This window comes from Devosia enhydra (genome assembly GCF_900119845.1).
Lineage (GTDB): Bacteria > Pseudomonadota > Alphaproteobacteria > Rhizobiales > Devosiaceae > FPKU01.
The window spans coordinates 146,831-169,750 of the sequence record NZ_FPKU01000001.1; the positions used below are offsets into that span (position 1 = coordinate 146,831).

Sequence of the window (22,920 nt, forward strand, 5' to 3'; positions counted from 1 at the left end):
ACTCCCGCAATTTCTCGCCGGCCGGACTGAAGCTCCTTCACACCCGTCAATGGTGACGGGCGAAAGGAGCGTTCATGTCGCCAGATCCTACCGCACTTCGTGTCGTTCATCCCGACCACGATCCCTCCAATCCCCTCGACCCACTGGCGCTGGGCGCGCTCGAGGTCGTGCCCCTGGTGCCTGAATAGGTACTGGCACGGCACAAGGTGCTCGTGACCAACGATAGCCGGTTTCGGGCTGCGGCTCGTCTGCTCCAGGGGCTCTGGCGCCGGGATGTTCCGGCGTGCAAGTTTGACCCCGTGAGGCTGGGGATCTACGAGCAAACCTCGGTCATCGTCACCACCAACCTGGCATTCGGCGAGTGGCCCACGGTCTTCGGCGACGCCGAGATGACCACCGCGCTCCTCGATCGGCTCACCCACCACTGCGACATCGTCGAAACCGGCAACGACAGCTAGCGCTTCAACAACCGCGCCTGAAGCCAATCCCGCTGATCCAACCCGGCTGCGCAACCCCGACCAGCTTCGCCAGGTCGGATCAGCTCATCGCCGTCAGGGGGTCAATATTGCACGCCGATCCGGGGTCAAACTTCAACGCCGTTTCACAGCCCCGAACTGTCGTACTGAACGGCCATGTGAAAAGTGCCGGGGTCGATCGTGTAGAAATCAGAGCGCCATGGCGCCGACTGCGCCGCCACGCTGCCAAGGGCGATGAATACGGCTGTCAGAACGAGGCGCATGCGATAGGCTCCTTGCAGTTGCTGCTATGGGACGCCGCGAGATCATAAGAGCTTGACCGGGGTCTTCAAGCCGAGCCTATTGTTGTCCAGGCCATGCGGAGCCGGCAATAGGTGATCGACCTGACTCCGTCCAACCTCTCTTTCATGGCGGTACGCATCTCCGGCCATTCGAACACTGCACAAGACGCACTCACGGCGCGAATCGGCGAAGCCCCCACTACCATCCGGACCAAAACCATGCCGGCATGGGAGGATCTGATGACCTTGTCCTACATAAATGCTGAGCGGTTTCGAGCCCGGTTTGAGGGTGTGCCACTGTTCTCGACGGGTTCGCTGCGGGGCGATGTCGAACAGCTTTATGGCGTACTGTGGCATGTGCACCGGGAACTCCTGGGCGAGGAACACCCATGGTCGTATCTCGATGTCACCGACCCGATAGAGACGATCCGGCGCATCGCTGCTCATGTCGAGTTGGTCAATGCCGAGCTTCGGCTGCAAGGATTTCGTCCGCCTGACGTGGATTTCTGGGCTGATCCCTTGGGCCTGGTCGAGCATAACGCGCGCTTTCTGGCATCGGTCCGAAAAGTTGTGGCCGAGCCTGACCGGGTATTGCACTGATGGCCAGATGCAAATCACGCATTGCGCGGGAAGGTCGAGCGAACCTTAACCCCTGCCTGAAAAAAAATTAGGGGACCGCTCCTGCAATCCTGCTGAGGTGGCTCGAGCAGAGTGCTGGGGCCGGCCGTTGCTTCCTCATCATGCAGTGCGGTGACCAGCCAAAAGCCGAGCTCGATGCGGCGAGCGGCGAAGTCGGCTTCAATGATGCCCATGATACCCTGACCGTCATCCGCACTGATAATACAGCGAGAAAACAGCGAGCATGTTTGGGGCTCAACCGCCCGAAGCGTAGCAAATCTTCGAATGGGCGCGCGGCTATCCACGGCATGAGCGGCGCTTGGTAAGGCCGCAGGTAAGCTAATCGATGTTCTGAACAAACCTCTCTAGACTGGCTCATTGCATTGAACAATCGCGGAAGTAGGTTCGCATGCAGCGCAAGATGGCCAAGACGCTCCCGACCGATCGGCATCGCGTCGGGGCAGCGTTCGCCGAGACCCGCACCGGAGCCTTCTATGGCGCCTGGGCTATATGGCCGGGCTCGGCCGGGCGGCCAAGAGGATCGCCGAGGAGCTGGGCGGGGAGGTATGCCCCGAATACATCAACGCCACGCCGCGGCGGTGGGGCGTAAGGCGCAACCGGCGACACACCTTCTGCCAAGTGCCGCTGACGCACCAGCAGCGCAATGCAGTGGAATATCCCGTCGAGAAAGCCGGCCTGAGGCCCGAGGACTATCTGCGCAAGGTGATCGCCGACGCGGTGGTGCCCGCTTGACCCGCAAGCTCTGAGGCCCCGAAAACTCTCAGCAAGGAAGTGTGCCGCTCAGTTCTCTACTCGCTGAGTGTTCGGTGGATTTGCCTCCAGCCGATCGAGCGTCTCACCGATACGGCGGGCTACTTCCGGGTTGTAGCGGTGATCTGGGGACGTCAATTCATACTCGCGTAGCTCTTCAAGGGTTATGCCTGCCGCCGCGGCAAATGCATCGGGCTCCATGCCCAATGAGAGCCGGCGGTTATGGTCACCCTTGGGCTGGCGTTCGGCAGGGCTCACAGGAATCGACATGTCGGCCTCCATCTTCTGATGCTTGAACAAGCCTCAGGGGACGGAAAAGTTTCCTGTCCGTCGGTGCCGCAAGTCCTTCTCAAAGGCCGGCCGAGTTCGACCGTGCAAATGTAGCTGGCGTCAAACCGCCGTGATCAGGTTCTCGTCTGCCGTAGAGAAGGAACCCAAAGCTCGCAAACGGTCCTCGGCCAGAATATCCACACGCCTTCCGTCCCAGTTCAATAGCCCCTTCTGGCGCAGGACCTGCAAGGTGCGGTTCGTATGAACTGCCGATAAGCCCGTGAGCGCGGCAAGGTGCGCCTGCGTGGCAGGAAACGGGAAGGACCAACCTTGGGCAATTCCGGCTCTGCGCGCCCGCTCCGCAAGGTTAAGGAACAGGAACGCCATGCGTTCAATTGCAGTGCCCGCCATACACATGACATGCCAGCGCGCGTTGTCATCGTCCTCGGCCCGCCGCCGCTTGAGCATCATGTTTCGGATCGAGTTGTCCCGGTAAAGTCTGCTCAAGGCGGCGCGATCGATCACCAGCACGGACGCCGAGCCCATCGCCGCGACGGCAAAGGCATCGTCATCTCCGGTGCGGGGCGGAGTAATCATCTCACCGCGCGTCGCAAGCCTGGTGATAACCCAGCGCCCGTCGCTCAGCGTAGCGTATTGATAGACCCAGCCATCACACACTAGGTGAAGGTGATCCTGGGAGAAATCTTCAAGGTCCTCCCCGCCCTCCAGTTCCCTGAAGCCCACGGCGGCAGGTCTCAGCATCTCCAGCGCCGGGTCGGACAATTCATCTCCAAGAGCGCTGGTGAGAATGTCTGTCTGCATTCCTGTTCCACTCCTTACGCGTCCGCACGCAAAAAATAGGCTTTCGCTTGAACGTATACCCCCCCGCCTAAGTTGCTCTCACGAGCAGGGGGTCGAGGATGTCCACTTAGTGAGTACGGCAAATGTCTAGATACTACTTCAAGTTTAGCGCCCCTGAAGATTCGACCTTTGAAGAGGTTGAAGTCGAACTTGCGGATGATGCCATGGCCCGCCACGAAGCGGTCCAGACGCTAACTGCAATCTGCAGCGAAAGCGGGAGAGTGCCGACGCGGCAGTCTCTCGAAGTTCGAAAGCAAGATCGGACGCTGGTCCTTTGCCTCAGCCTCTCACTCTCCGAAAGCGGTTCCGCGGGTTGCTGAGATTATCGGCGACCTCAGGGGAGCAAAACGACTGCACTGGGTTGACCAGATGCGGCGGGAGCGAGCGGAGATCGCGGCGCTCGCCTTGGTCAGCACGGCCGTCAAGCAAGTGGCCGCGGCTCTCGAGGCGATCAACATCGCCATGATCGAGCAGAACAAGCTGACCCGGGAAGGTCTGGGGGAGGCGAGAGCATCTCCGACCGCGACGTCCGTGAGGTCGAGCAGCTGAATCAGCAGGTGTTGACTCGGGCTGATAGGCTGAGGGAGCGCTACAGCCGATTACTTTTTCTTCATCGCCTGGGCTAGTTCGTTGGCCTTGTCACGGCTGCCCCCGGCCTGCTGGATGACCTCCCGCGCATCTGCAGCGCTAATGCGGTGCTTTTGCGCAAAGTATTTCACCTCATACTGCTGGTTCGCCGCGACGCGCTGGCGATCCTGCCCGCCAATTTTCGATTTATCGTCAGCCATGATGTCCTCCTGCTACTGCGCGCTCAAACGCTCGGCAAGGCAGAGGGTTCATGCAAGCTGGCTTCACCTTTGCATAGGGTGCTTCGACCCCTCTCTAAATGCTGGGTTGCCCCAGCCACTGGCGAGTATTCCTGCGGCCTTGGCGGCCGCTTCAAAGGCCTCGCGGGCCTCGACTTCAGTGGCGCGACCTTCCTGGGCGGCGAGCAGCACTTGCGCCGCCTTAAGAACCTTCTTTGCCACAGTGCTGTTGCGACCTACCTTGGGCCAGTCAATACTCAATAGACATTCTGCCGCTTCGCGCACGCTGGTGACGTTGCGGATAAGGCCGAGCCTGCCCAACTTGATGGATACGGGTAGGTTGAATTGGTAACGCATGGCCGAGACAATCTGGCTGCCGCCAATCAGTTCCGACCGGCCGTTGCGCTGCATTCCGCGCTTCAAACTGACGATCGAGCTCCTCGAGACACCGGCGGGCCGCCTCCCGCTGTTCGGGCGTCGCACTACTCCAATCTGCCTCGATCCAAATAGCCTCGAGATCGGGCAAAAGCCGCCGCAGGCGATCAAGCTGCTCCATCTTCCTTGCTCCCTCTTGCCACCATCCTCAGCGAACCGTCAGGCAACGGCCGCTGTAGCCCCGCTGCTTCAGCCCATGGCGCTGTCATCCATGCCTCGCGCTCGGCGTCCGTCGTCAGGATGACGGGCATGGCCTTGGGGTGGATCGCGCCAACCTCGGCGTTTGGGTCAATGGTCAGAAAGGCATAGAGGTCGGCCGTTACCTCGCCCTCGGCCTTTTTGTGGGTGGAAGTCCACGCGCGCACGTGAATGCCGGCAAAAAACGCCAGAGGTCGGCTATCGTCTATTGCGAACCAAACGACTTCTTTCCTGCCGTCAGCCAAGGTCTCATATTCCGAAAAACTGGTGAACGGCACGAGGCACCGGTTGGCGGGGCCCAGCCAGCGGCGCCAGTGCCGGCTCGCGACATTGCGGACATTGGTGACGCCGGGATCGGTTGTTCTGCCCTTTAAGACGAACTGTGGCGAGGGCAGCCCCCAACGCGCTAAGGCCAGCTCCCTTCCCTCTGGCGCGTTCCGCACTATTGGAGCGGGGTAGTCGGGGAAGATGCCTGGCAGCGGCGGGAAATTGCCCATGCCCTTCGAAATCCGAAAGGCGCGCGCTAGGTCGACAACAGCCTGCTGCGTCGTTGTCAGCGAATAGAGATTGCACACAGGCCCCTCCCGCAGAAATCCCCGCCCTCTTGGCTGAGCCTATCCTGTCAGCAGTTCCATAGGGAGACGGAAATGCATCTGGTTGTTGCGGCAATCATAGACGCCATGGCTTCATGGCTCGGGCACCTGCTGTCCCGATGGCTGGCGGGATCTGCGCGGACCGAGGCGCTGGACCGCCGGCTTAAGGTGCTAGCGCTTCATCGGCGTCTGCAACAGGCCGGCATCGGGTTAGATGAACTGGACAGACTGGAACCGCGACTGATAGAGAAGCGGCATGAAAGCGACTGTCGACCGCCTGTTAAATTACATGCGGAGCGATTATGCCGACGAATGCGAAAGCATGGTCTGCGGCATCTGGAGTGCCAACGGTCAGATTGAGCTTCGATGTGGCTTCACGCTCCGCTGGGATCACGAGCTGCGGCAGCGCACGTACCGCATACCAGCCGAGAGCGCTGCGACGGACCTAGAGCGGGCGCATCTGATTGCTGCCGCCTTCGCCAGTTGGCGGTCGGAGATTGAGCACGTTATCGTCGGCTTTCGCGATCGCCCGCCCGTTCCGAGCGACCACGAGTGATGGCGGGACACATCCGTCCTCGCGCCCAATGGAACTGCGCACGATTGGCATGTTGACCCGCAGTTCGTTCCATTGATTGGCCATTCCGTGCTGAAAAAATAAGGAGCCGCCTGAACCACGCCAAAAGCCCAGGTGCTGTGACCCGCTCCGGATTTCAGTCTTCGAGGATGTTAAGGCCTGCGATGCGACGCAAAAGAGGCCGCTGGCCGTCATTGCGATACGCAGATTTTGCGCAAATCAACTAAAGGAGCTTCTCGAAAGGCCCACTCGCTGACGGACATGGCGCCGATGCTCAAGCTTCGGATGTCCCGCAGGTCCATTTTCGACGTGGGGCCGAGCCGCTGTCTACCGCCTTTCGAATGTTGGACCGGCACCAGCCTCAGCCGGGGAGCGAAGTTGCGACCGCGCTTGAAGGTGCACCTGGGAAGCGCAAACGCTTTCACCGCCATTGCTGCAATAGGGTCGATACCCGGCAGGGTTTGAAGCGGCGTGAGTCATCTCCACACCGAGTTTCGCGGCGGAGAGTTTTCACCAGCTCAGCGATTTGGGAGCTCAACCGCGCAATGGGCCCGAGGTGGATTCGGCAATCCTACCCCGTTAACAGCCCGTCCCCGGCTGACCGCCTTCGCTCGGTAATTGGTTCGAGAGCGAATGCGCAAATTTGCTGCGGCTCGGTTTGAGCTGTTACCATCGGGTGACCATGAGGAGCTCAATCCTTCCGTGTGACGCTTTGAGCGTCTTTCAATATCTGGTCGAGCTCTACGCATGTGGTCTGCTTGAGCCTCGTCAAGCCGATGCGAGAGGTCATCTCGACGGCCAAGTCTCCTGTGCTTTTCGTCCGGACATCGATCGCCAGCCTGAGCTTCTGCCGGTAAGGTGCTTGAATTACCGCTAGCCCACAGACTGTCCCCCCGCCTAGCCTTACCCTGATCATCGTCGCGTAGCTCCCATCACCGTCACCGGGATGCCATAGACCTCGCCGTAGTTCTTCGGCGGCAATGTCTGCTTTTGGCGCAAGGTGCCTTGGCGCGGTGCCTCGCCGACGTCCACTTCTGGGTAGCGGTCATCCCAACGGTGACGGCTGCAATGGAGCGCATTGTCGGTTTGGCAGTTGCTGACCCCATTGCGTTCTCGGTGAGAGCTGACCTAGAAGAAGACGTAAAGCCAGTCGCTGGCGGTTTGCTAGTGAGCTCTCGCGTTGGCCCGTCGAACCAGCTCATCATCTCTTGATCGACGCCTGTGACCGGAGATTATCGCCTCTTCGGCCGTTTCGAACGCCGGAACCTCCGGCGAGATGGTCTATGATCTGATGATCGCGGCCGTCGACCGTCGTTTCCAAGGCCCTTAGGGTTCCACGCCGGCCTGAATGGCTCTCCGACAACGGCACTGCCTATATCGCCAGGCAGACCCCACAGCTCGCCGCGGCCTTCGGCATTGACCTGCTATTCACCCGGTTCGAACCCCGCAGAGCAACGGCATGTCCGAGGCCTTCGTCAAAACCTTGAAAAGGCACACGCCTCAACCGTTATCCTCGCAGACGCCGACACCGTACTAACCTTGCTGCCCGAATAGACGACTACTGCGAGGTCCACTCGCAATCCGCGCTCAAGTTCCGCCAATCGCGCGAGTTCCTACGCCTCAATGCCTGAAACCCAACCGCCCACTGTCCAGTGAACAGGGGCACTCAAAGGACCGATCGTATTTTCAGTCGCATTTATCATTAGTAGCCTTGCCTCAATCCTTGCGATGAGCAGTGGCACAAGGCAGGACTTTACATAGTATACGACTGCGTCAAGTTTCATGTAACGCGTCCGCTGAGCGATTCCCCGACGAGGAAGCTCGGCTCGGGAGAAGCGCAAGTTTGGTATGGACTGATGGATAGTGAGGTATCTCTTGGGGGAGGTGATACCCTGGCATTGCTGAGGCCACTCGATGCCGCTGAGGTTCGATTACTCGCGGACGCTCAGCTCTCGGACCTTCGGGATTTCGCTCGTTCTGAGAGGGTGCACGCGGTCGACGGCAAGAGCGATACACCGCTCCACATTGCCGCCCGATGCGGCAAGCTGGCCCTCTGCGATCTGCTAATACAACATGGCGCCGACCCGAACGCAAAGAACGCGCTTGGAGAGACGGCAGCTCAAGTCGCCGCTGTCGAAGGGTATCTGGACCTTTCGGAGCTGCTTCAGGCGTTGGAATCCGATGTCCCTGAGGATCAATCCGAACCGCCTGCCGAAAGATCTGTCGAGGACCATCGACCGGCGGCATTACCAGAACTTGAGTTGACGTTCGAGGCAGAAGCGGACCCCGAAGTCTACCGAACGTCGTCTCCGCCGGGGCTTGAAGAGCCGTCTCAGGCACCTTTCACTCCTTATTCCGGCAATCAGGTGGTCAGTGGAGAGGTCGACTGGAACATCGACCTGGCGCCCGCCATAGTGGACGGCGACGGCATGAAAGTCGTCGCTGCCAAGCCTGGTTCGGACGCGCCAGCTGACGACGAGTTCTTGGTTACGCAAATGCGTGGCAAGAAGTCGAAAAAGACCGCCACCTTGCCGGTCGGCACTCGGATGTCGGTTGATGCGACCTACGTGCGGCAAGTGGCTCGAGATTTCCTCGAATGTCATCGAGTGCAAGAAGCGGATGTCGAAGCCCTTGTTACTGCATGCAGCGGCAACGCCGATGCCGACGACAGCTGGAGGAATGCCACCTGCATCCTGGAGGCCGCTGGGCTGGAGCTGGTCGCCGAAAACGACCCAGCGCTTTGGGATGCGCCCACTGTCGTTGACGCAGACGAGCTCGAGGAGGCCCTCGCATCTGCGCTGACCAGGAACAGCCAGTTGCCCGGTCGCGGGCGATTCCGCATGGACCGTGCGGATCAGGAGGCGCTCTTGACCCCCATGCTGCGTGCCAAGGATGGCCTTCACTTGGCCCTTGTCACCAGCAGGGAGGCCGTTCGCATCATCCTCCAGTTCGCCGAGATGGTCATGGCCGGGCAACTCAAGTCTGAGTACTTCACCTTGCTGGCGGTCTACCCGTCCCGTGAAAACGACCCAGGAGTAATGTTGCTTCGGGAGGTTTCCGAAACACTTCGTTCTATATCGGCCGCACACCTTGAGATCGAAGGAAAGCGTCGGCGGCTGGCGATCCAAGGCGTCGAGAAGCTGGACCTGAGTTCGGTCTTTTTCCAAGCCTTGGGCAGGCACCTGTCTGGGCAGCCCGGTCAGGAAGAGATCGCGAGGAACATTCACCAGCTGCTCGGCGATTTGGAGACAATCACAGCCAAACTGATCGACGCTCATTTGCCCTATGCCCGGCGATTTGCGTCGAGGTACGCTGAGGAGGGCGAGGACCTGGAGGACGTCTTCCAAGTCGCCTTCACGGGCCTGCAGAAGGCGACACGGCGCTTCGATCCGGAACGCGAGACTCCCTTCTCACTCTATGCCACTGCCTGGATGCGGCAGACCATAAGCCGGTGGCGTTCCGACGAACGCTCGATGATCCGCATCCCGGTTCATCGGCATTCCGACCTATCCGCTCTTGATGACGCCATGGATAGGCTCTCCAAGCTGCTCGGTCGAACCCCGACCAGTGCAGAACTGGCGGCCGATCGGGAATGGAGCGAGTCTCAGGTCGAGAAGCTGCTCTCGGTGCCAAGGGTTCAAGTCGAATGGGAGGAGATCGGACACGATTGGGGTTCCGTTCCTCCCCCGCAGGAGGCCTACATCGATCAGGTGCAAACAGCCGATGTAATAGCGGAGGCTCTTTCGGAACTGGACCCGCGACAGGCCGATATCCTTCGGAAACGCTTCGGTTTTGACAGTGGCGTTGAAATGACTCTTGAGGAGGTGGGTCAGATCTACGGCGTCACGCGGGAACGCATCCGTCAGATCGAAGCAAAGGCGTTGCGGTTCCTGTCCAACGCTGCCCGGGTGCGTCGCCTTCGCGCATTGGTAGGGATGTGATCATGAACGTCCGCAACGTCCCACCTCACGCCAGCACGATGTTCGAGTCCTTGCGCGGCCTAGGTTACAGTCCAGCCACCGCATTGGCAGATCTCATCGACAACTCGATCGCTGCGCAAGCTTCCGAGGTGGACGTCCGGTTTGAGTGGCAAGGTCCGAAGAGCTCGATAAGGATCGTCGACAATGGCGTCGGCATGGACGACGCCACATTGGAAGCCGGAATGCGGCTGGGAGCGAGCGATCCGCGCGCAAATCGCGCTGCTTCAGACCTTGGCCGCTTCGGTTTGGGTCTGAAGACGGCGAGCTTTTCACAGGCGCGCCGACTGACGGTAGCAAGTCGGCGAAAAGGTGGTGCCATCGTATGCCTGCGGTGGGATCTCAACCTGCTCGACCAACCAGGCAGCCAGGCCCCATGGCCCTTGTTCGAGGGGCCGGCGCCGGGGTCCGAGGCCCTTTTGTCTCCCTTGGAGACTATGGAGCAGGGCACGATTGTCTTGTGGGAGGATCTCGATCGCGTCGTCACCGAAGGATTCACGTCCACCGACATGATCGAAATGATCGATGCCGTGGAAGCGCATCTGGCAATGACCTTCCATCGGCTGCTTGAAGGCGAGGGCGAGCCGTTCCGCTTGCGCCTCAACGACAGAGCAGTGCGGCCTTGGAATCCCTTCCTGATTGGGCATCCGGCAAAAGCTTGGGAGAGCGCCGAGTTCCGGATACTTCACTCACCGGGCACCTTGGTGCAGTGCCACGTGCTGCCGCACCGAGACATGCTGAAGCCCGCAGAACAGGAAGCCGCCGGCGGGCCGGGCGGCTGGACCCAACAGCAGGGGTTCTATGTCTATCGGAACAAGCGCCTCCTGATGGCCGGCGGATGGCTTGGAATAGGTGACAACGGCAAGACATGGGTGCGCGATGAACCTCACCGCCTGGCCCGAATTCGCCTCGACATTCCAAACAGCGTCGATGCCGACTGGAAGATCAATGTCTTGAAGTCCACTGCCAGTCCGCCCGTCCGGTTGCGCGCTCAGCTGCGCAGACTTGCGCTGGAAACTCGTGAGACCGCTCGCAACGTGTTCGCACACCGAGGCCACATTTCATCAGCCTCCGGCGGCCGATCGGACGGCGTCAAGGATGCATGGCAGGTGAGGCGCTCAGCGAACGGAACCTCCTATCGCATCGCTCGGGACAACGATCTCATCGCCTCGGTCCTCGACCGCGCAGGACCGTTGAAGTCGGACATCGTCGCAATGCTGCGACTGATCGAGGAGACCGTGCCGGTTCAGCGTATCTGGCTCGACACTGCGGAGGACAAGGAGACGCCTCGGACTGGCTTCGCTGAGGCGCCGACCGAGGAGATCCGGGAGACGCTCGTCGCCATGTTCGAAGCCTTGGTCCGCTATAGCGGGCTGACTGAGGAAGAGGCCAAGCACCGCCTTCGCAGAAGTGCTGGTTTGGAGCGCTTCCCAGAACTCATTTCATCACTCTCGCTTACGGATATTGCATGAACCAGAGAGCATTCGACTCCATCCTTTCGATGGCTCAAAACATGCTGCGCAGGGCTTCGGAACGCGAGCAGTCTCCCATCACGCCCGAGATGATCGAGCGCGAGCTGAAAAAGCTTGAGCTGGTGGCGGCCGATGACTTCGATGAGATCGATCGCGACGCTCTGGTCGAGGAGCTGATCCGCCGATCGAGCCGAACGGTCGGAGAGAATGCAACCCTATTTAGCGGTGAGGACCATGTCCCTTGGCTGAATGCCGATCGAAAGAAGGGATGGTCATACTGGCGCAGGTACTCCGAATACATGGAGACGCGACTTCCGTGGACCGCTCTCGATGCTCTGGACGTCGCGACGGACGAGGTCTTGGCGCAGCTCGAGGATCCGCTGCGTGAGGGGGCCTGGGATCGTCGAGGCTTGGTCGTCGGCCACGTCCAGTCCGGCAAGACGGGCAACTACGCCGGCCTGATCTGCAAGGCAGCGGATGCCGGGTACAAGATCATCATCGTGCTGGCCGGCTTGCACAATAACCTGCGTTCTCAGACACAAATCCGTCTGGATGAAGGATTTCTTGGGTTCGCCACCATCTCGGACGGCGACGACCTTCCCGCGGTGGGTGTCGGGCTGATCGACTCCGACAGGTCGATCCGGCCGAACGCTGCCACCAATCGCAGCGACAGCGGGGACTTCAATACCCAGTTGGCTGCCAGAATGAACGTCAGCCCGGAACAACGGCCATGGCTCTTCGTCATCAAGAAGAACAAGACCGTTCTCGAGCGGCTGCTGCATTGGATCAGGAACCGGGTCGCGGATCACACGGATCCCGTCACCGGCCGAAAGCTGGTCACGAACCTGCCATTGCTCGTCATCGATGACGAGTCCGATCACGGGTCGGTCGACACGGGCGAGGATGTTGTCGATGAGAACGGCAACCCGGACACCGAGCACCAGCCCACAACGATCAACCGGCTGATACGGTCGGTGCTGCATCACTTCACGCGCAAGGCATACGTCGGGTACACGGCCACGCCCTTTGCCAACATCTTCATTCACGACAAGGGCGAGACGGAGGAGCACGGGCCTGATCTCTTCCCTTCGGCCTTCATCACCAATCTCGCCGCGCCATCGAACTATGTCGGCCCGGGGCGCGTCTTCGGATCGTCATCGGCGACGCCCGAGAACCTGCCGCTGATCCGTCCCCTCGAGGACAGCGAGTTCCAGTCCTGGATGCCGCAGAAGCACAAGAGCCACTGGCGCCCCAGGTGGAATGGCGAAGACCGCATACCGGACTCCCTAGCTGAGGCCGTCCGCTCCTTCATCTACGCATGTGCCGTGCGAAAGCTACGAGGGCAGGGCGCCAAGCACTCCTCCATGCTTGTTCACGTCAGCAGGTTCACTGCCATTCAGTCGACCGTCGTCAATCAGGTGGCCTCGTATGTCCAGGACCTGAAGGGGCGTTATTCGCGGTCGATCGACCTAGCGTCCGTCGAGGACCTTATGCGACGCGAGTACGAGAACGTCTTTCTTCCCGGTATGGCCACCATTCGCGCCGTCTTGGTGGAAGGGGAGAACCTGAAGGATTTCGCATGGAGCGATATCCGCTCAATCCTTCCCGACGTGATCTCCGACATTCGGGTACGTGAGATCAACGGCACGGCCAAGGACGCGCTGGACTATGCCGACAACGAGGCTACGGGGCTCAAGGTCATTGCCGTTGGCGGCGACAAGCTTGCCCGCGGCCTCACCCTCGAAGGGCTTTGCACCAGCTATTTCCTCCGGACCGCGAGGATGTATGACACCTTGATGCAGATGGGGCGGTGGTTCGGCTATCGCGATGGCTATCTGGACGTCTGCCGGCTCTACACGTCCCTGGAGATGATCGAATGGTTCGGGCATATTGCGGACGCTGCTGAGGAGCTTCGGCAGGAGTTCGACAACATGGTGGCAGCTGGTGCCACTCCGAAGCAGTTCGGACTACGCGTCAGATCTCACTCGGTCCTCACCATCACGTCGCGCGCCAAGATGCGCAACGCCAAGGCCATGCAACTGACATATGCCGGCGATCTGCTTCAGACCATCGTGTTCCCCAACGACCCGACCCCACTGCAGGCGAACTTCTATGCGGCCGATCGCTTCTTGTCTCGATTGGGAGCGCCTGTTGACCTGAACATGCAGGCGTATCGGCCGGAGGGACAGCGTTGGAGCGGGTATCTTTGGCGCGACGCGGGCTCGCTGGACGTCATCACCTTCCTGCGCGAATACCAGACGCACAGCGCCAGCTTCCGCATCATGAGCCCGCTGATCGCTGACTTCATCGAGGAGATGAACAAGGATGGCGAGCTGATCAACTGGACGGTGGCGCTGATTGGCAAGGAGGGGGAGGCCGATCGCAGTATCGCCGGCCATCCCATCACCATGCTCGATCGGAAGAAGACGGTCGATCACCCCGACAGGTACTCCATCAAGACCCTGATCTCGCCTCGCGACCAGGCAATCGACCTTACCGAGAAGCAGTGGAATGCCGCCTTGGCCCGCAGCCAGGAGACTTGGCGGAAGGGCGACGCGGAGCGAAACGAAGGCAAGGAGCCGCCGAAGGAGCCGCGCGGCCCGGAGATTCGTCGCGTGCTGGGCGATGGCCATCCCGGAATGGATGTACTGCCACGGCGAGACCGGGGCCTTCTCATGATGTACCTGCTCGACCCGGACAAGGCAGATGTGCCGGTTCTGCGAGGCGGGCCACCTGTTGCAGCTTGGGCGCTCAGCTTCCCATCGAGCACGTCGACGCGGACGGTCTCCAATTCGAAGTACATGGGCAATAGCGTTCTTTGGGGGGAGCTGAATGGCTGGGTGGACTGAAGACGGTCTCGCGACGGCATGGCGAGCATTGGCCAAGCAGGAATCCAATGAGGATTGGCGGTTCGTTCATCTGACGTCGCTCGGTGAGGTCTCCATCGAGGCCGGTTGCCATTTCCCCGCCGGCCGCGAGGCCCTGATCGTCGCGTTTCCGAGGGCTTGGGCGATGAACTCGGCTCGCCTTCCTGAGGGGGCCGGATTCGATGTCGTGCTTGTCACGGACAAGGCGGTCTTTTCGGGGCATACGGCCATTGCACTCGTTCGACGTGCGGAGGGAGCGCCGGCGATCTTTGCAGCGATGACAGTCAATGTGCTGCGCGCGCTCGAAAACGTGACCAACGGTAAGTCACAGGCCATCGTGGACACCTTCATCGACCGGGTGACCGAATGGCAGGCATTCATGGCGCGGCGACACCGCCCGCTATCATCCGAAGCGCAGGTTGGCTTGATGGGTGAGCTATGGATGCTGAACCGATTGCTCGACTCGTCGCTCGGCGAGGATGCGCTCCGCTGCTGGCAAGGGCCCATGCGTGCGGCCCAGGACTTCCACATCCGGGGTGGCGCCATCGAAGTGAAGAGCACAGCAGGGGGTGGCGGGTTCCTCGCACGCATCAACAGCATTGAGCAGTTGGATACGGACCGGGCGCCCCTCTATCTTGGTGCTTTGCGCTTCGAGGAACGCGATGACGGTCAGTCCTTGGTCGACGTGGTGGCCCGACTTCGAGACCGACTGACCGAAACGGGTCACCGTCGTGCGTTCGACAGCCTTCTGCTGATCCTCGGTTACCTCGATGAGCACGCGCAGCATTACGGTCGCGTACTCGCCCTCAAGGAAGCGGGCGCCTACCTCGCCTCAGATGAGATGCCCCGCCTGCGGCGCTCGAATCTCCCCGCCGCGATCAGGTCGGCCGCCTTTGTCCTCGACCTGGACGCCCTCAATGTACCGCTACTGACCGTTGTCGACGTTCTCAACGCATTCGAATTGAGCTGATCATGAGCCTGCAGGACTTCCATCGAGACTACCGCTCCGACGTTCTGGCGACTGTGGTCGAGCGTGTGGCATCTGACGAAGGGCCGTTCCCATCGGAGGAGCTCGTCTTCGCCGAGATGGTGATGGATCACGTATCTCAGGTCGGGATCAGCGAAAGCCCGACGATCTGCCATTGGAACGGAACTGTCGGCAATGCGAAGCTCAGGATCACGGGCTATTCTCTTTCCGCGGACGAGACTGCCCTCGACCTCTTCGTCACGCATTATTTCGGATCGGACGAGCTGATCGAGCTCAGGGATAGCGAGGCCGTGGCCACAGCAAGCGAGGGCGTGAAGTTCCTTTTGAAGGCCGCGGATGGGAAGCTCGAAGCCAAGATCGACCCGACACATCCCGTAAGGGGCCTTGTCGCGACCCTCAGCTCCCGCTGGGGGAGTCTCGATCGATTGCGTGTTTTTGTGCTGACCGATGGCGTGACCAAGAGCAAGCGCTTCGCCAGCAAGGAGGTGCAGGGCAAGATGGTGACCATCGAGGCGATGGATATCGAACGCCTGTTCCGACACACCGATGGCAAGCCCCGCGATGAGATTGCCCTCAGCCTCGTTCAGTCGATTGGTCGGCCACTCCCTTGTGTCCACGTCCCCGACCCGGATGCTGACTACGAGTACGTGCTGACAGCCATCCCCGGCGTTGTCATCCGCGACCTTTACCTCAGGTTTGGCTCGCAACTCCTTGAAGCGAATGTCAGAACATTCCTGGGCACGAAGAAGACAGTGAACAAGGGGATCATCGAGACCCTGAAGTCGGAACCCGAGCATTTTCTCGCGTTCAACAACGGCTTGGTTCTTGTTTGCGATGAGGCGGACTTCGAACGGACGGAAGACGGCAGTCGTGGGTTGTCGTTCCTTAAGGGACTGCAGATCGTGAATGGTGGTCAAACCACGTCATCGGTCTATTTTGCCTCCCGCGATGACAAGACGCTGGACCTGAGCCACGTGATGATCCCCGCCAAGATCATCATACTCAAGGGGAGCAATGACGATGCCCGCGAGAGGCTGATCAGCAATGTCTCAAAGTATGCGAACAGCCAGAACGCGGTAAAGCTCTCGGACCTCTCGGCCAACAGGCCGTTCCACGTCCAGCTGGAAAAGCTCGCCAATGAGACCTGGTGCCCTGATGGATCGACACGCTGGTTCTATGAAAGGGCCGCGGGCGCCTACAACGTCATGCTGCTGCGAGATGGAGCTACGCCGGCACGGCGGAAGAAGCTCCAGGAGATCGTTGCCCCCAAACGCAAGCTGAGCAAGACAGACGTAGCCAAGTATCTGGAGGCTTGGCGAGGGAAGCCAGCACAGGTGGCCTATGCCGGCGAGAAGAACTTCGCAGCGTTCATGTCTGCACTAGACGAGAATCCAGCTCTCGTCCCGAACCCACTTGATGCAAGGTGGTACAAGGGGTTGATCGCGAAGGTCATCCTCTACAAGGCCGTTGAGCAGATGATCAAGACGAAGGAGGCCAAGGAGATCTTCCGTCAGGGCTGGGTCAACATCGCCACCTATGTGCTGGCGGTTGTTGGCGACCGCTTGGGGGATCGCCTGGATCTCGAGCAAATCTGGCTGGAGCAGGACATCTCCCAGCCGTTCCGCGAGTTGCTCTGGGACTGGGCGCTTACCGTCAACGCCGAGTTCGGCCGCATCGCACCCGGTCAGCAGATCTCCGAGGTGGCAAAGCGGACAGCAGTCTGGGATGAGATTCGGGCGGCAAAGTTTGCTGGTCCTAGTCCCGGCATCCCCGAAATGCGCCAGCGTCAATTCGCCTGATCCCTACGCGGGGAGCAGCTCTTGGCAGACGGCTTTAGCCTCCGATTCTTTCGGGTCGATCGCGCCGTAGATCAGTGCCGCGATTTGGCGCGCGAGGAATGGCGGCACAGCATTGCCGACTTGGACGTACTGCTCCGTCCTGCTTCCCATGAACAGGTAGTCGTCGGGGAAGGTCTGCAACCGCGCTGCCTCTCTGACGGTCAGGCTCCGACACTGAAGGGGGTCAGGGTGGATGAAGTAGTGGCCGTCCTTTGAGATGTGGCTTGTGACGGTCGTTGACGGTTCGCCGGCGAGCTGCACCCGGAAGCGATCCTTGAACATGCCAGTGTGCCAATTCTTGTGGTTCGGGACCAAGCTCGCGGGAAAGTCCTCGGCTTTGGGGCTCGTTCCATACTCTTGGCCATAGGCCGCCACGAACAAGTAACGCCCAAGGTCCGACAACATGTGCCCGCGGGTTTCATGCTGGGCGAGAGTCTTCAGCTCAGGTCGCTCGATCCATTGCTTGAGCGCATCGTTAGAGTTGCCGTAGCCCGCCGGCAATGAACGGTCCGCGCGCGCAAGTGACTTGCCGTCAGCAAGCTGTCTTGAGATGGCTCGCAAAGCGCGGGCAAAGTCCACCTGTCCGGAGGAACCTGCTAACAGTAACGACGCCGCGGACTTCACGGCCGCATGCCATTCCTCGAAGCCGTCAGCGCGGCTGAGGCCGCTTCGCAGTTTGGGCAGGTTTCCAATAGCCTCGCTGACATTGAGAGGCGTAGCCACCTCTATTTCGGCATTGGCCATATGCCGCGCTACGTCTGAACGTATCCCCACGATGATCACGCGGTGCCTTCGCTGCGGCACGCCGAACGCTTCTGCCCGGACGATGAAATCGGAAGGCCGCCGGGCCGCCTTCAGTCGAGCTACGCCGTCGGCGACCCGGATCGCCCTGAGCTCGTAGAGGCCCTTGCCGTGCCCGCCTACCGAAGACAGGTCCTCCATGAGCATCTCGAACACCAGACGGCTTTCGACGGTGGAGGATAGCATGCCCTTGACGTTCTCCATCACGAAGACCGCTGGGCGAAGCCGATCGAGCACTCGGATGTACTCTCGGAAGAGGTAGTGGCGAGCGTCTTCCTCGGGTACGTAGCCGATCTTTCCTCTGGATCGCGCTCGACCGACAAGTGAGTAGGCTTGGCAGGGAGGGCCGCCGATCAGGATGGTGTCATCGAAACCTCGGCGTAGCCTGTCAATGGCCTGATCGATGGCTTCTGTGGCCTCTTGAGTGCCAAGCTCGAGACGACGAGCCTCTCGGGACGCATTCATGAATGCCGTGGGATCGACTTCTTCCCAATCAGGCTCATTCCGTGCGCCAGCGTGGAAGTCGATGAAGTCCTTCGGGAGGCGGCCGTGGCGGACCTGATGATCCCGCAAGAAGGCTCGCAGGCTCAAAGTTCGGTGAGCCGAGGCCTCCTTTTCGACCGAGATGCCTATATGGAACGGCGACCGGCCGGCTTCCCTGTAGGAGGCGAAGCCTTCCCCGAGTCCGCCGGGGCCGGCGAACAGATCGACGATTCCAAAGGTCTGGGCCACAATTGATTCTCAGAATTCCAAACCACGTATACCAGCTAGACGATCGGAGACCAGGTAGGCCGTGGCCGACATAGTGGACAAGGCGACCAGATCCCGGATGATGGCCGGGATCAAGGGTGGCAACACCAAGCCAGAGCGGGATCTTCGCGCGGCCCTGCACGCTCGCGGTTTCCGATATCGACTTCACGCCAAGAGCATAGTTGGCCGGCCCGATCTCGTTTTCCCGAAGTACCGCGCGGTCGTGTTCGTCCACGGCTGCTTCTGGCATCGCCACGAGGGCTGTCGGTACGCTACGACGCCGGCAACCAGGCCGGAATTCTGGGAGGCAAAGTTCGCAGAAAACGTCGCTCGCGATGCGCGTGTCCAAGCGGAATTGCTGAGCTTAAGTTGGCGGGTTGCCACTGTGTGGGAGTGCGCCCTTAAGCGGCGTGCTGAAGTCTGTATGATTGCAGACCAGATCGCGCTTTGGCTCATCTCTGTCGATGCTGTGATTGAGGTTGGGGCATGAACCCAAGCGGGTGCTGTTTTCTTGTGCGCGCCGCCGAGTCCGCCGCGGTTGACTGTCGGCTGCGCCTTCTGGATTGACCCCCCCGGGATTTCCAGCCAATCGTTGCAGATGGAATGGTTGGTGGAATTCGAGGGCGAACAACGCCCGCTGCAGACGATCTGGACCCATGAGGCGGCCTGCATAATCGGGCCGTTGAAGGCCACCGTGGAGAACGCGTTGGGCGGCGCTGCAGACCTAGAGGAACTAGAGGGCTTGAAGATCATCGTGTATGTCGAGGAGACTGAGACGGGGGCCGAGTGGGGGTTCAAGTTCAGAGGTCCAGCTGCTGCCGTCAACTATGCGATCTATTTGGTAGGACGTTCGTCGCCCGTTATCGACTTCAGAAATTAACGGGTCGGCACACTCGTGATCATCAAGTTTAGCAGGACTGTACGCCCAATACTTCTTGCTGCAATGCCTTACAGATCCGAATCTCACCCAGACCACTGGTATTATGATCACGGTTGCGATGGGGCGAACAGGGCACCACCAAAGGCGAGCAGCAATATGACGAAGAGGGGCATTCCAACATCGTGCTCGCCGAGGTGAAGCGCCCCGCTCCAGAAGTCGACAAAGGGCAAGAGAGAGGTGAAGGTGATCAACCATCTCGGGGACGAGGTGATGAAGGTGGTGGGGGTTTAGCGGTGAAGCAGCCAAACAATGTGAACGCACTGAGTGAGTTTGGACGGGTCCGACTGTCCAAGACCTTCTTCATGCGCGATTTCCTGTTTTCCGACATTGCCGCAATCCACGGGTTCAACAACGTGCCCGACGATCCCGACCTCGCGATCGCTGCTGGAACCAAGCTCTGCGAAGAACTGCTTGAGCCATTGCAGGATCGGTTCGGGCGTATTGCGATCCGCTCAGCTTACCGCTCGCCTGAGGTCAACGGCTTCGGCAATGTGATGCAGAAGGAGGGCAAGAGCGGCTACACGTGTGCCGACAACGAGTCCAACTATGCGGCCCATATCTGGGACCGCAGGGACAAGGCAGGGCGCATGGGGGCCACCGCCTGCATCATCGTCCCGCGCTTCCATGATCAGTTCTCGGCTGAGGGCGACTGGACGAAGCTGGCGTGGTGGATCCACGATCATCTTCCCTATTCATCGCTGCATTTCTTTCCCAAGTTCTGGGCCTTCAACATCAGCTGGCGAGAGGATCCGGAGCGAAGGATCGATAGCTATGTCGCGCCGCGAGGCTGCCTGACGAAGCCCGGCACGCCCAACCATGAAGGCAGCCATGCGAAGGAATGGGCCGGCATCGAGAGTGCCATGATCGCATGACGCTGCTCTATGCCGCCACCTTCACCAAGGCACTCGACCGGCTAACGGCCGCCGAGCAGAAGCAGGTAAAGATCACCGCGTTCGACCTGGCACAGGACGAGAGCGCCAATGGCATGCAATTGCACTAAGTGGAATCGGCGACGGGATTCTGGACCGCCCGCGTCAGCCAAGACATCCGCATCGTGCTGCATAAGGGTGGCGAGCCGATTGCATTTCACCCACATAGTGGTCGATGAAGCGCAGGACCTGTCCGTCGCCCAGGCCCGGTTCCTAGCTGCGATCGGCAGGGCAGAACGGCCGGACGCGCTGTTCTTCACCGGTGACCTCGGCCAGCGCATCTTCCATCTGCCATTCTCATGGGCCCGGTTGGGTCTCGACGTACGAGGCCCAGCCCACGTGCTCAAGGTCTGCTACCGCACCTCGCACTAGATCCGGAGCACGGCCGATCGCCTGCTCGAACCAGAGATCGCGGATCTCGATGGTAATGAGGAGAGTCGGCGTGGCACAGTATCAGTGTTCGATGGACCGGAGCCCCTTGTGCGGTTGTTTCCCGATGAAGCCGCCGAGACCGCAGGGGTGGCAGAGTGGCTGCGAGCCAGGCGGGACGAGGGGATGGCCGAGCACGAGCTCGCCGTCCTAGTTCGCGGGCAGCAGCAGCTCGGTCGCGCACGTGCTGCCATGAAGGCCGCCGGCATCGAGGTCCGAGCCATCACGATGCACGACGCCAAGGGGCTTGAGTTTCGAGCGGTAGCTGTGATGGCGCTGGATGACGACGTCCTCCCTGACCCTGAGCGCCTTGCCGGCGTCGGAGACGTCGCCGACATTGCCGCCCTCCAGGACACCGAGCGCCACCCACTTTATGTTGCTGCAACTCGCGCCAGGGACCGCCTCATGCTAACGGGTGTGGCCCCAGGATCGGAGTTCCTGGAAGATATTCATTAACGCGAATAGGCTGCTACCGCCTTGATGGACATGCAGCTGGGCGAGGTGTTTCATGGCAATGATCCCCTTCCCGAGAGTTTCAGATGTCCATCGGAGAGACGTGCACCGTGAATTCCAACGGTTATAGGCGGCAGATACACCGGCGGTCGCGCGATTCGGGGCACCCCCTGCGCTCGGTGAGAATTCGACGGTGCCGACCTTATTATAAAGTTAATCTCGCCGGGAATTATTTCGATAATGCAGGTGCCGTAAACATTTGGATCGTTTGCCCGCCCTTGGGCGCATACCGCGACCGCAGGTGATAGTTGTGGCCGGTTTCGTCGCCGATCGTCAACGAACCAAGACTTTTGCTTGCCGGCCACCCACCGGGCTGAACCAGAATGGCAAATGCCTCAACCCTGCTGGTCTCGATGGGGCCGGTCGGATAGCTATTCGGCTGACCGCTGGCTCGACGCGCCAGCCGTGATGCAGTTAGAGGCAGCGCGGCTCAGCCGATAAAAGACGCCATGTGTGGTTTGGGGAAGGGTAATTGGCAGGGCGTGCATCCGCACATGAACCATCCATAACCGACGACATTATCGGGACGATTAACTAGAAAAACCTGTGCGGGGACATTCCGTAAATCATAACAATAATCATTTTCTAGATAATCGTTGGCCTCGGAAGCTAGGGTTTCGAAGTGTCACAGCTTCAATTGGCGCCCTTTTCGAGCCTCGTCGTTGACCCGAGGTCCAAGCCTTCACCTGAGTGTCCGAGGTGCAACTTCCGTGGGCCCGTTATAGATCTGGGTCCTAGTGCGTGCCGAGTCTGGCAAGCTCCACTCACGGCAGTGGTCAAAGCTCCAATTGGCGATCGGCTTCCACCGGGCTCGACACTGACCTCCACTCTCATGGCTATAAAGGGTATGCCTGTCCTAACAGCTGAAAGTGACATGCCGAAGCAGTGATATGCGCTTTCAGACCGTTGACAGACAGTCCCTCGATACTGGGCAAGATGGTGTGCCGCTAGCTTAATTTTATATTGATTATAAAGTTAATCGCTATGGCATTAACATCAATAATATAAATACGTGTAGAGCAGAACAGGCGCAACAGAGCATATACAACCTTGGTAAGGTTCTGCCGTTTCCGCTCGAAGATTTGATGTATCCCACTTTACAATCGTCCGCCTATCGGGGTATACACATTCACTGTCTGCTTCGGGGAACACCCACCCCCTACCTCTGCCGTTTCCATCCGCATTTGCTCTAAGGTCACCCTTAGAAAAAATAAGGGGGAAAACGACGGACGGGCGAAGCTATTACAGAATGAAGAGAATAAACTCTCATATGAATAGAGATGATCAGATTGGATCCAGAATGAACCATGGATCAAGAGCTCAAGGTAATTAGCACTCTATCTTGAAAATCCTTATATAAGAATCCTACCAATATATTTTATAACAATTATCAAATATAATCCCCTCGGATGAGCTTCCCTGGTTCCATCCTTCAGGCAGGCCCACGCGCATTAACAAGATAATGACGTAAGATAATCGGATATCGAATTATGCAGATTATATTATCTATATAATCGCATCGGGTATTTTTGA

Annotated in this window: 24 protein-coding genes and 1 pseudogene; 16 read left to right on the forward strand and 9 right to left on the reverse strand. The window is 59.7% G+C overall.

Features of this window, described 5'->3' with window-relative positions; translation table 11 throughout:
• Positions 1-311: 311 nt before the first annotated feature.
• Positions 312-455 (forward strand): annotated as a pseudogene (locus tag BT183_RS00660) (ATP-binding protein); the annotation flags it as partial.
• A 146-nt stretch (positions 456-601) separates the two neighbouring features.
• Here the strand turns inward: BT183_RS00660 and BT183_RS20630 are convergent.
• Positions 602-739 carry a hypothetical protein gene (locus tag BT183_RS20630; RefSeq protein ID WP_177282334.1) on the reverse strand — a complete coding sequence of 46 codons (138 nt, stop codon included), beginning with the start codon at positions 737-739 and terminating at the stop codon, positions 602-604.
• Positions 740-850: 111 nt separating this feature from the next.
• Here BT183_RS20630 and BT183_RS00665 point away from each other — a divergent pair, with 111 nt between their 5' ends.
• A complete protein-coding gene (locus BT183_RS00665) occupies positions 851-1,357 on the forward strand; it encodes a hypothetical protein (protein WP_072338502.1) in 507 nt (168 codons plus the stop codon).
• Positions 1,358-1,371: 14 nt separating this feature from the next.
• Here the strand turns inward: BT183_RS00665 and BT183_RS00670 are convergent, their stop codons facing one another.
• Complete coding sequence (locus BT183_RS00670) at positions 1,372-1,569, reverse strand: hypothetical protein (RefSeq protein WP_072338503.1); 198 nt, start codon at positions 1,567-1,569, stop codon at positions 1,372-1,374.
• A gap of 316 nt (positions 1,570-1,885) precedes the next feature.
• Between BT183_RS00670 and BT183_RS00675 the strand changes: the two genes are divergently transcribed.
• Positions 1,886-2,128: a hypothetical protein gene (locus tag BT183_RS00675; protein ID WP_072338504.1), complete on the forward strand. Its 243-nt coding sequence runs from the start codon at positions 1,886-1,888 to the stop codon at positions 2,126-2,128.
• Positions 2,129-2,176: 48 nt separating this feature from the next.
• Here the strand turns inward: BT183_RS00675 and BT183_RS20335 are convergent, their stop codons facing one another.
• Entirely contained in the window at positions 2,177-2,416 is a 240-nt protein-coding gene (locus tag BT183_RS20335; protein ID WP_143145599.1) for a hypothetical protein, read from the reverse strand.
• 120 nt (positions 2,417-2,536) lie between these two features.
• On the reverse strand, positions 2,537-3,238 hold the full coding sequence (locus tag BT183_RS00680) for a Crp/Fnr family transcriptional regulator (RefSeq protein WP_072338505.1): 702 nt from the start codon (positions 3,236-3,238) through the stop codon (positions 2,537-2,539).
• A gap of 122 nt (positions 3,239-3,360) precedes the next feature.
• Between BT183_RS00680 and BT183_RS21245 the strand changes: the two genes are divergently transcribed.
• The gene (locus tag BT183_RS21245; RefSeq protein ID WP_425290537.1) at positions 3,361-3,597 is read left to right on the forward strand and encodes a DUF6894 family protein; all 237 of its coding nucleotides are present in this window, start codon (positions 3,361-3,363) and stop codon (positions 3,595-3,597) included.
• Positions 3,598-3,876: 279 nt separating this feature from the next.
• Here the strand turns inward: BT183_RS21245 and BT183_RS00690 are convergent, their stop codons facing one another.
• The 3 genes from BT183_RS00690 to BT183_RS00700 form a co-directional block, all read right to left on the reverse strand.
• Positions 3,877-4,065, reverse strand: coding sequence for a DUF3606 domain-containing protein (locus BT183_RS00690; protein ID WP_072338507.1), 189 nt, complete (start codon positions 4,063-4,065; stop codon positions 3,877-3,879).
• A gap of 63 nt (positions 4,066-4,128) precedes the next feature.
• The gene (locus tag BT183_RS00695) at positions 4,129-4,494 is read right to left on the reverse strand and encodes a DUF982 domain-containing protein (RefSeq protein WP_072338508.1); all 366 of its coding nucleotides are present in this window, start codon (positions 4,492-4,494) and stop codon (positions 4,129-4,131) included.
• Positions 4,495-4,625: 131 nt separating this feature from the next.
• A complete protein-coding gene (locus BT183_RS00700; protein ID WP_072338509.1) occupies positions 4,626-5,291 on the reverse strand; it encodes an SOS response-associated peptidase in 666 nt (221 codons plus the stop codon).
• A gap of 274 nt (positions 5,292-5,565) precedes the next feature.
• Between BT183_RS00700 and BT183_RS00705 the strand changes: the two genes are divergently transcribed.
• Complete coding sequence (locus tag BT183_RS00705) at positions 5,566-5,865, forward strand: hypothetical protein (RefSeq protein WP_072338510.1); 300 nt, start codon at positions 5,566-5,568, stop codon at positions 5,863-5,865.
• A 209-nt stretch (positions 5,866-6,074) separates the two neighbouring features.
• Here the strand turns inward: BT183_RS00705 and BT183_RS00710 are convergent, their stop codons facing one another.
• Positions 6,075-6,341 carry a transposase gene (locus BT183_RS00710; RefSeq protein WP_280173922.1) on the reverse strand — a complete coding sequence of 89 codons (267 nt, stop codon included), beginning with the start codon at positions 6,339-6,341 and terminating at the stop codon, positions 6,075-6,077.
• 1,398 nt (positions 6,342-7,739) lie between these two features.
• Here BT183_RS00710 and BT183_RS00720 point away from each other — a divergent pair.
• Genes BT183_RS00720 through BT183_RS00740 form a run of 5 tightly spaced genes read left to right on the forward strand, consistent with a single transcriptional unit; the run spans position 7,740 to position 16,986 of the window.
• The gene (locus BT183_RS00720; protein WP_072338513.1) at positions 7,740-9,824 is read left to right on the forward strand and encodes a sigma-70 family RNA polymerase sigma factor; all 2,085 of its coding nucleotides are present in this window, start codon (positions 7,740-7,742) and stop codon (positions 9,822-9,824) included.
• Between the two features lie 2 nt (positions 9,825-9,826).
• Positions 9,827-11,332 (forward strand): ATP-binding protein, encoded by a 1,506-nt coding sequence (locus BT183_RS00725; protein ID WP_072338514.1) that lies wholly within the window; start codon positions 9,827-9,829, stop codon positions 11,330-11,332.
• A complete protein-coding gene (locus BT183_RS00730; protein ID WP_143145600.1) occupies positions 11,329-14,181 on the forward strand; it encodes a Z1 domain-containing protein in 2,853 nt (950 codons plus the stop codon). Before BT183_RS00725 ends, BT183_RS00730 begins: the two co-directional genes overlap by 4 nt.
• Positions 14,165-15,169 (forward strand): PD-(D/E)XK motif protein, encoded by a 1,005-nt coding sequence (locus BT183_RS00735; protein ID WP_072338516.1) that lies wholly within the window; start codon positions 14,165-14,167, stop codon positions 15,167-15,169. Before BT183_RS00730 ends, BT183_RS00735 begins: the two co-directional genes overlap by 17 nt.
• A 2-nt stretch (positions 15,170-15,171) precedes the next feature.
• Positions 15,172-16,986: an AIPR family protein gene (locus BT183_RS00740; RefSeq protein ID WP_072338517.1), complete on the forward strand. Its 1,815-nt coding sequence runs from the start codon at positions 15,172-15,174 to the stop codon at positions 16,984-16,986.
• A 3-nt stretch (positions 16,987-16,989) separates the two neighbouring features.
• On the opposite strand, the gene BT183_RS00745 is transcribed toward BT183_RS00740, so the two are convergent.
• Entirely contained in the window at positions 16,990-18,558 is a 1,569-nt protein-coding gene (locus tag BT183_RS00745; RefSeq protein WP_072338518.1) for a DNA cytosine methyltransferase, read from the reverse strand.
• Between the two features lie 100 nt (positions 18,559-18,658).
• Between BT183_RS00745 and BT183_RS00750 the strand changes: the two genes are divergently transcribed.
• The 6 genes from BT183_RS00750 to BT183_RS21250 all read left to right on the forward strand — a co-directional run bounded on the left by BT183_RS00750 (position 18,659) and on the right by BT183_RS21250 (position 21,330).
• Positions 18,659-19,066, forward strand: a complete 408-nt coding sequence (locus tag BT183_RS00750) for a very short patch repair endonuclease (protein WP_425290550.1) — start codon at positions 18,659-18,661, stop codon at positions 19,064-19,066.
• Between the two features lie 120 nt (positions 19,067-19,186).
• Entirely contained in the window at positions 19,187-19,456 is a 270-nt protein-coding gene (locus tag BT183_RS00755; protein ID WP_143145601.1) for a hypothetical protein, read from the forward strand.
• A gap of 293 nt (positions 19,457-19,749) precedes the next feature.
• Positions 19,750-20,388, forward strand: a complete 639-nt coding sequence (locus BT183_RS00760; protein ID WP_072338521.1) for a hypothetical protein — start codon at positions 19,750-19,752, stop codon at positions 20,386-20,388.
• On the forward strand, positions 20,385-20,516 hold the full coding sequence (locus BT183_RS21105) for a hypothetical protein (protein WP_280173897.1): 132 nt from the start codon (positions 20,385-20,387) through the stop codon (positions 20,514-20,516). Before BT183_RS00760 ends, BT183_RS21105 begins: the two co-directional genes overlap by 4 nt.
• Before the next feature lie 79 nt (positions 20,517-20,595).
• Positions 20,596-20,817, forward strand: a complete 222-nt coding sequence (locus tag BT183_RS20900) for a UvrD-helicase domain-containing protein (RefSeq protein ID WP_084603154.1) — start codon at positions 20,596-20,598, stop codon at positions 20,815-20,817.
• Positions 20,818-21,144: 327 nt separating this feature from the next.
• Positions 21,145-21,330 carry a hypothetical protein gene (locus tag BT183_RS21250; protein WP_425290551.1) on the forward strand — a complete coding sequence of 62 codons (186 nt, stop codon included), beginning with the start codon at positions 21,145-21,147 and terminating at the stop codon, positions 21,328-21,330.
• Positions 21,331-22,920 lie beyond the last annotated feature (1,590 nt).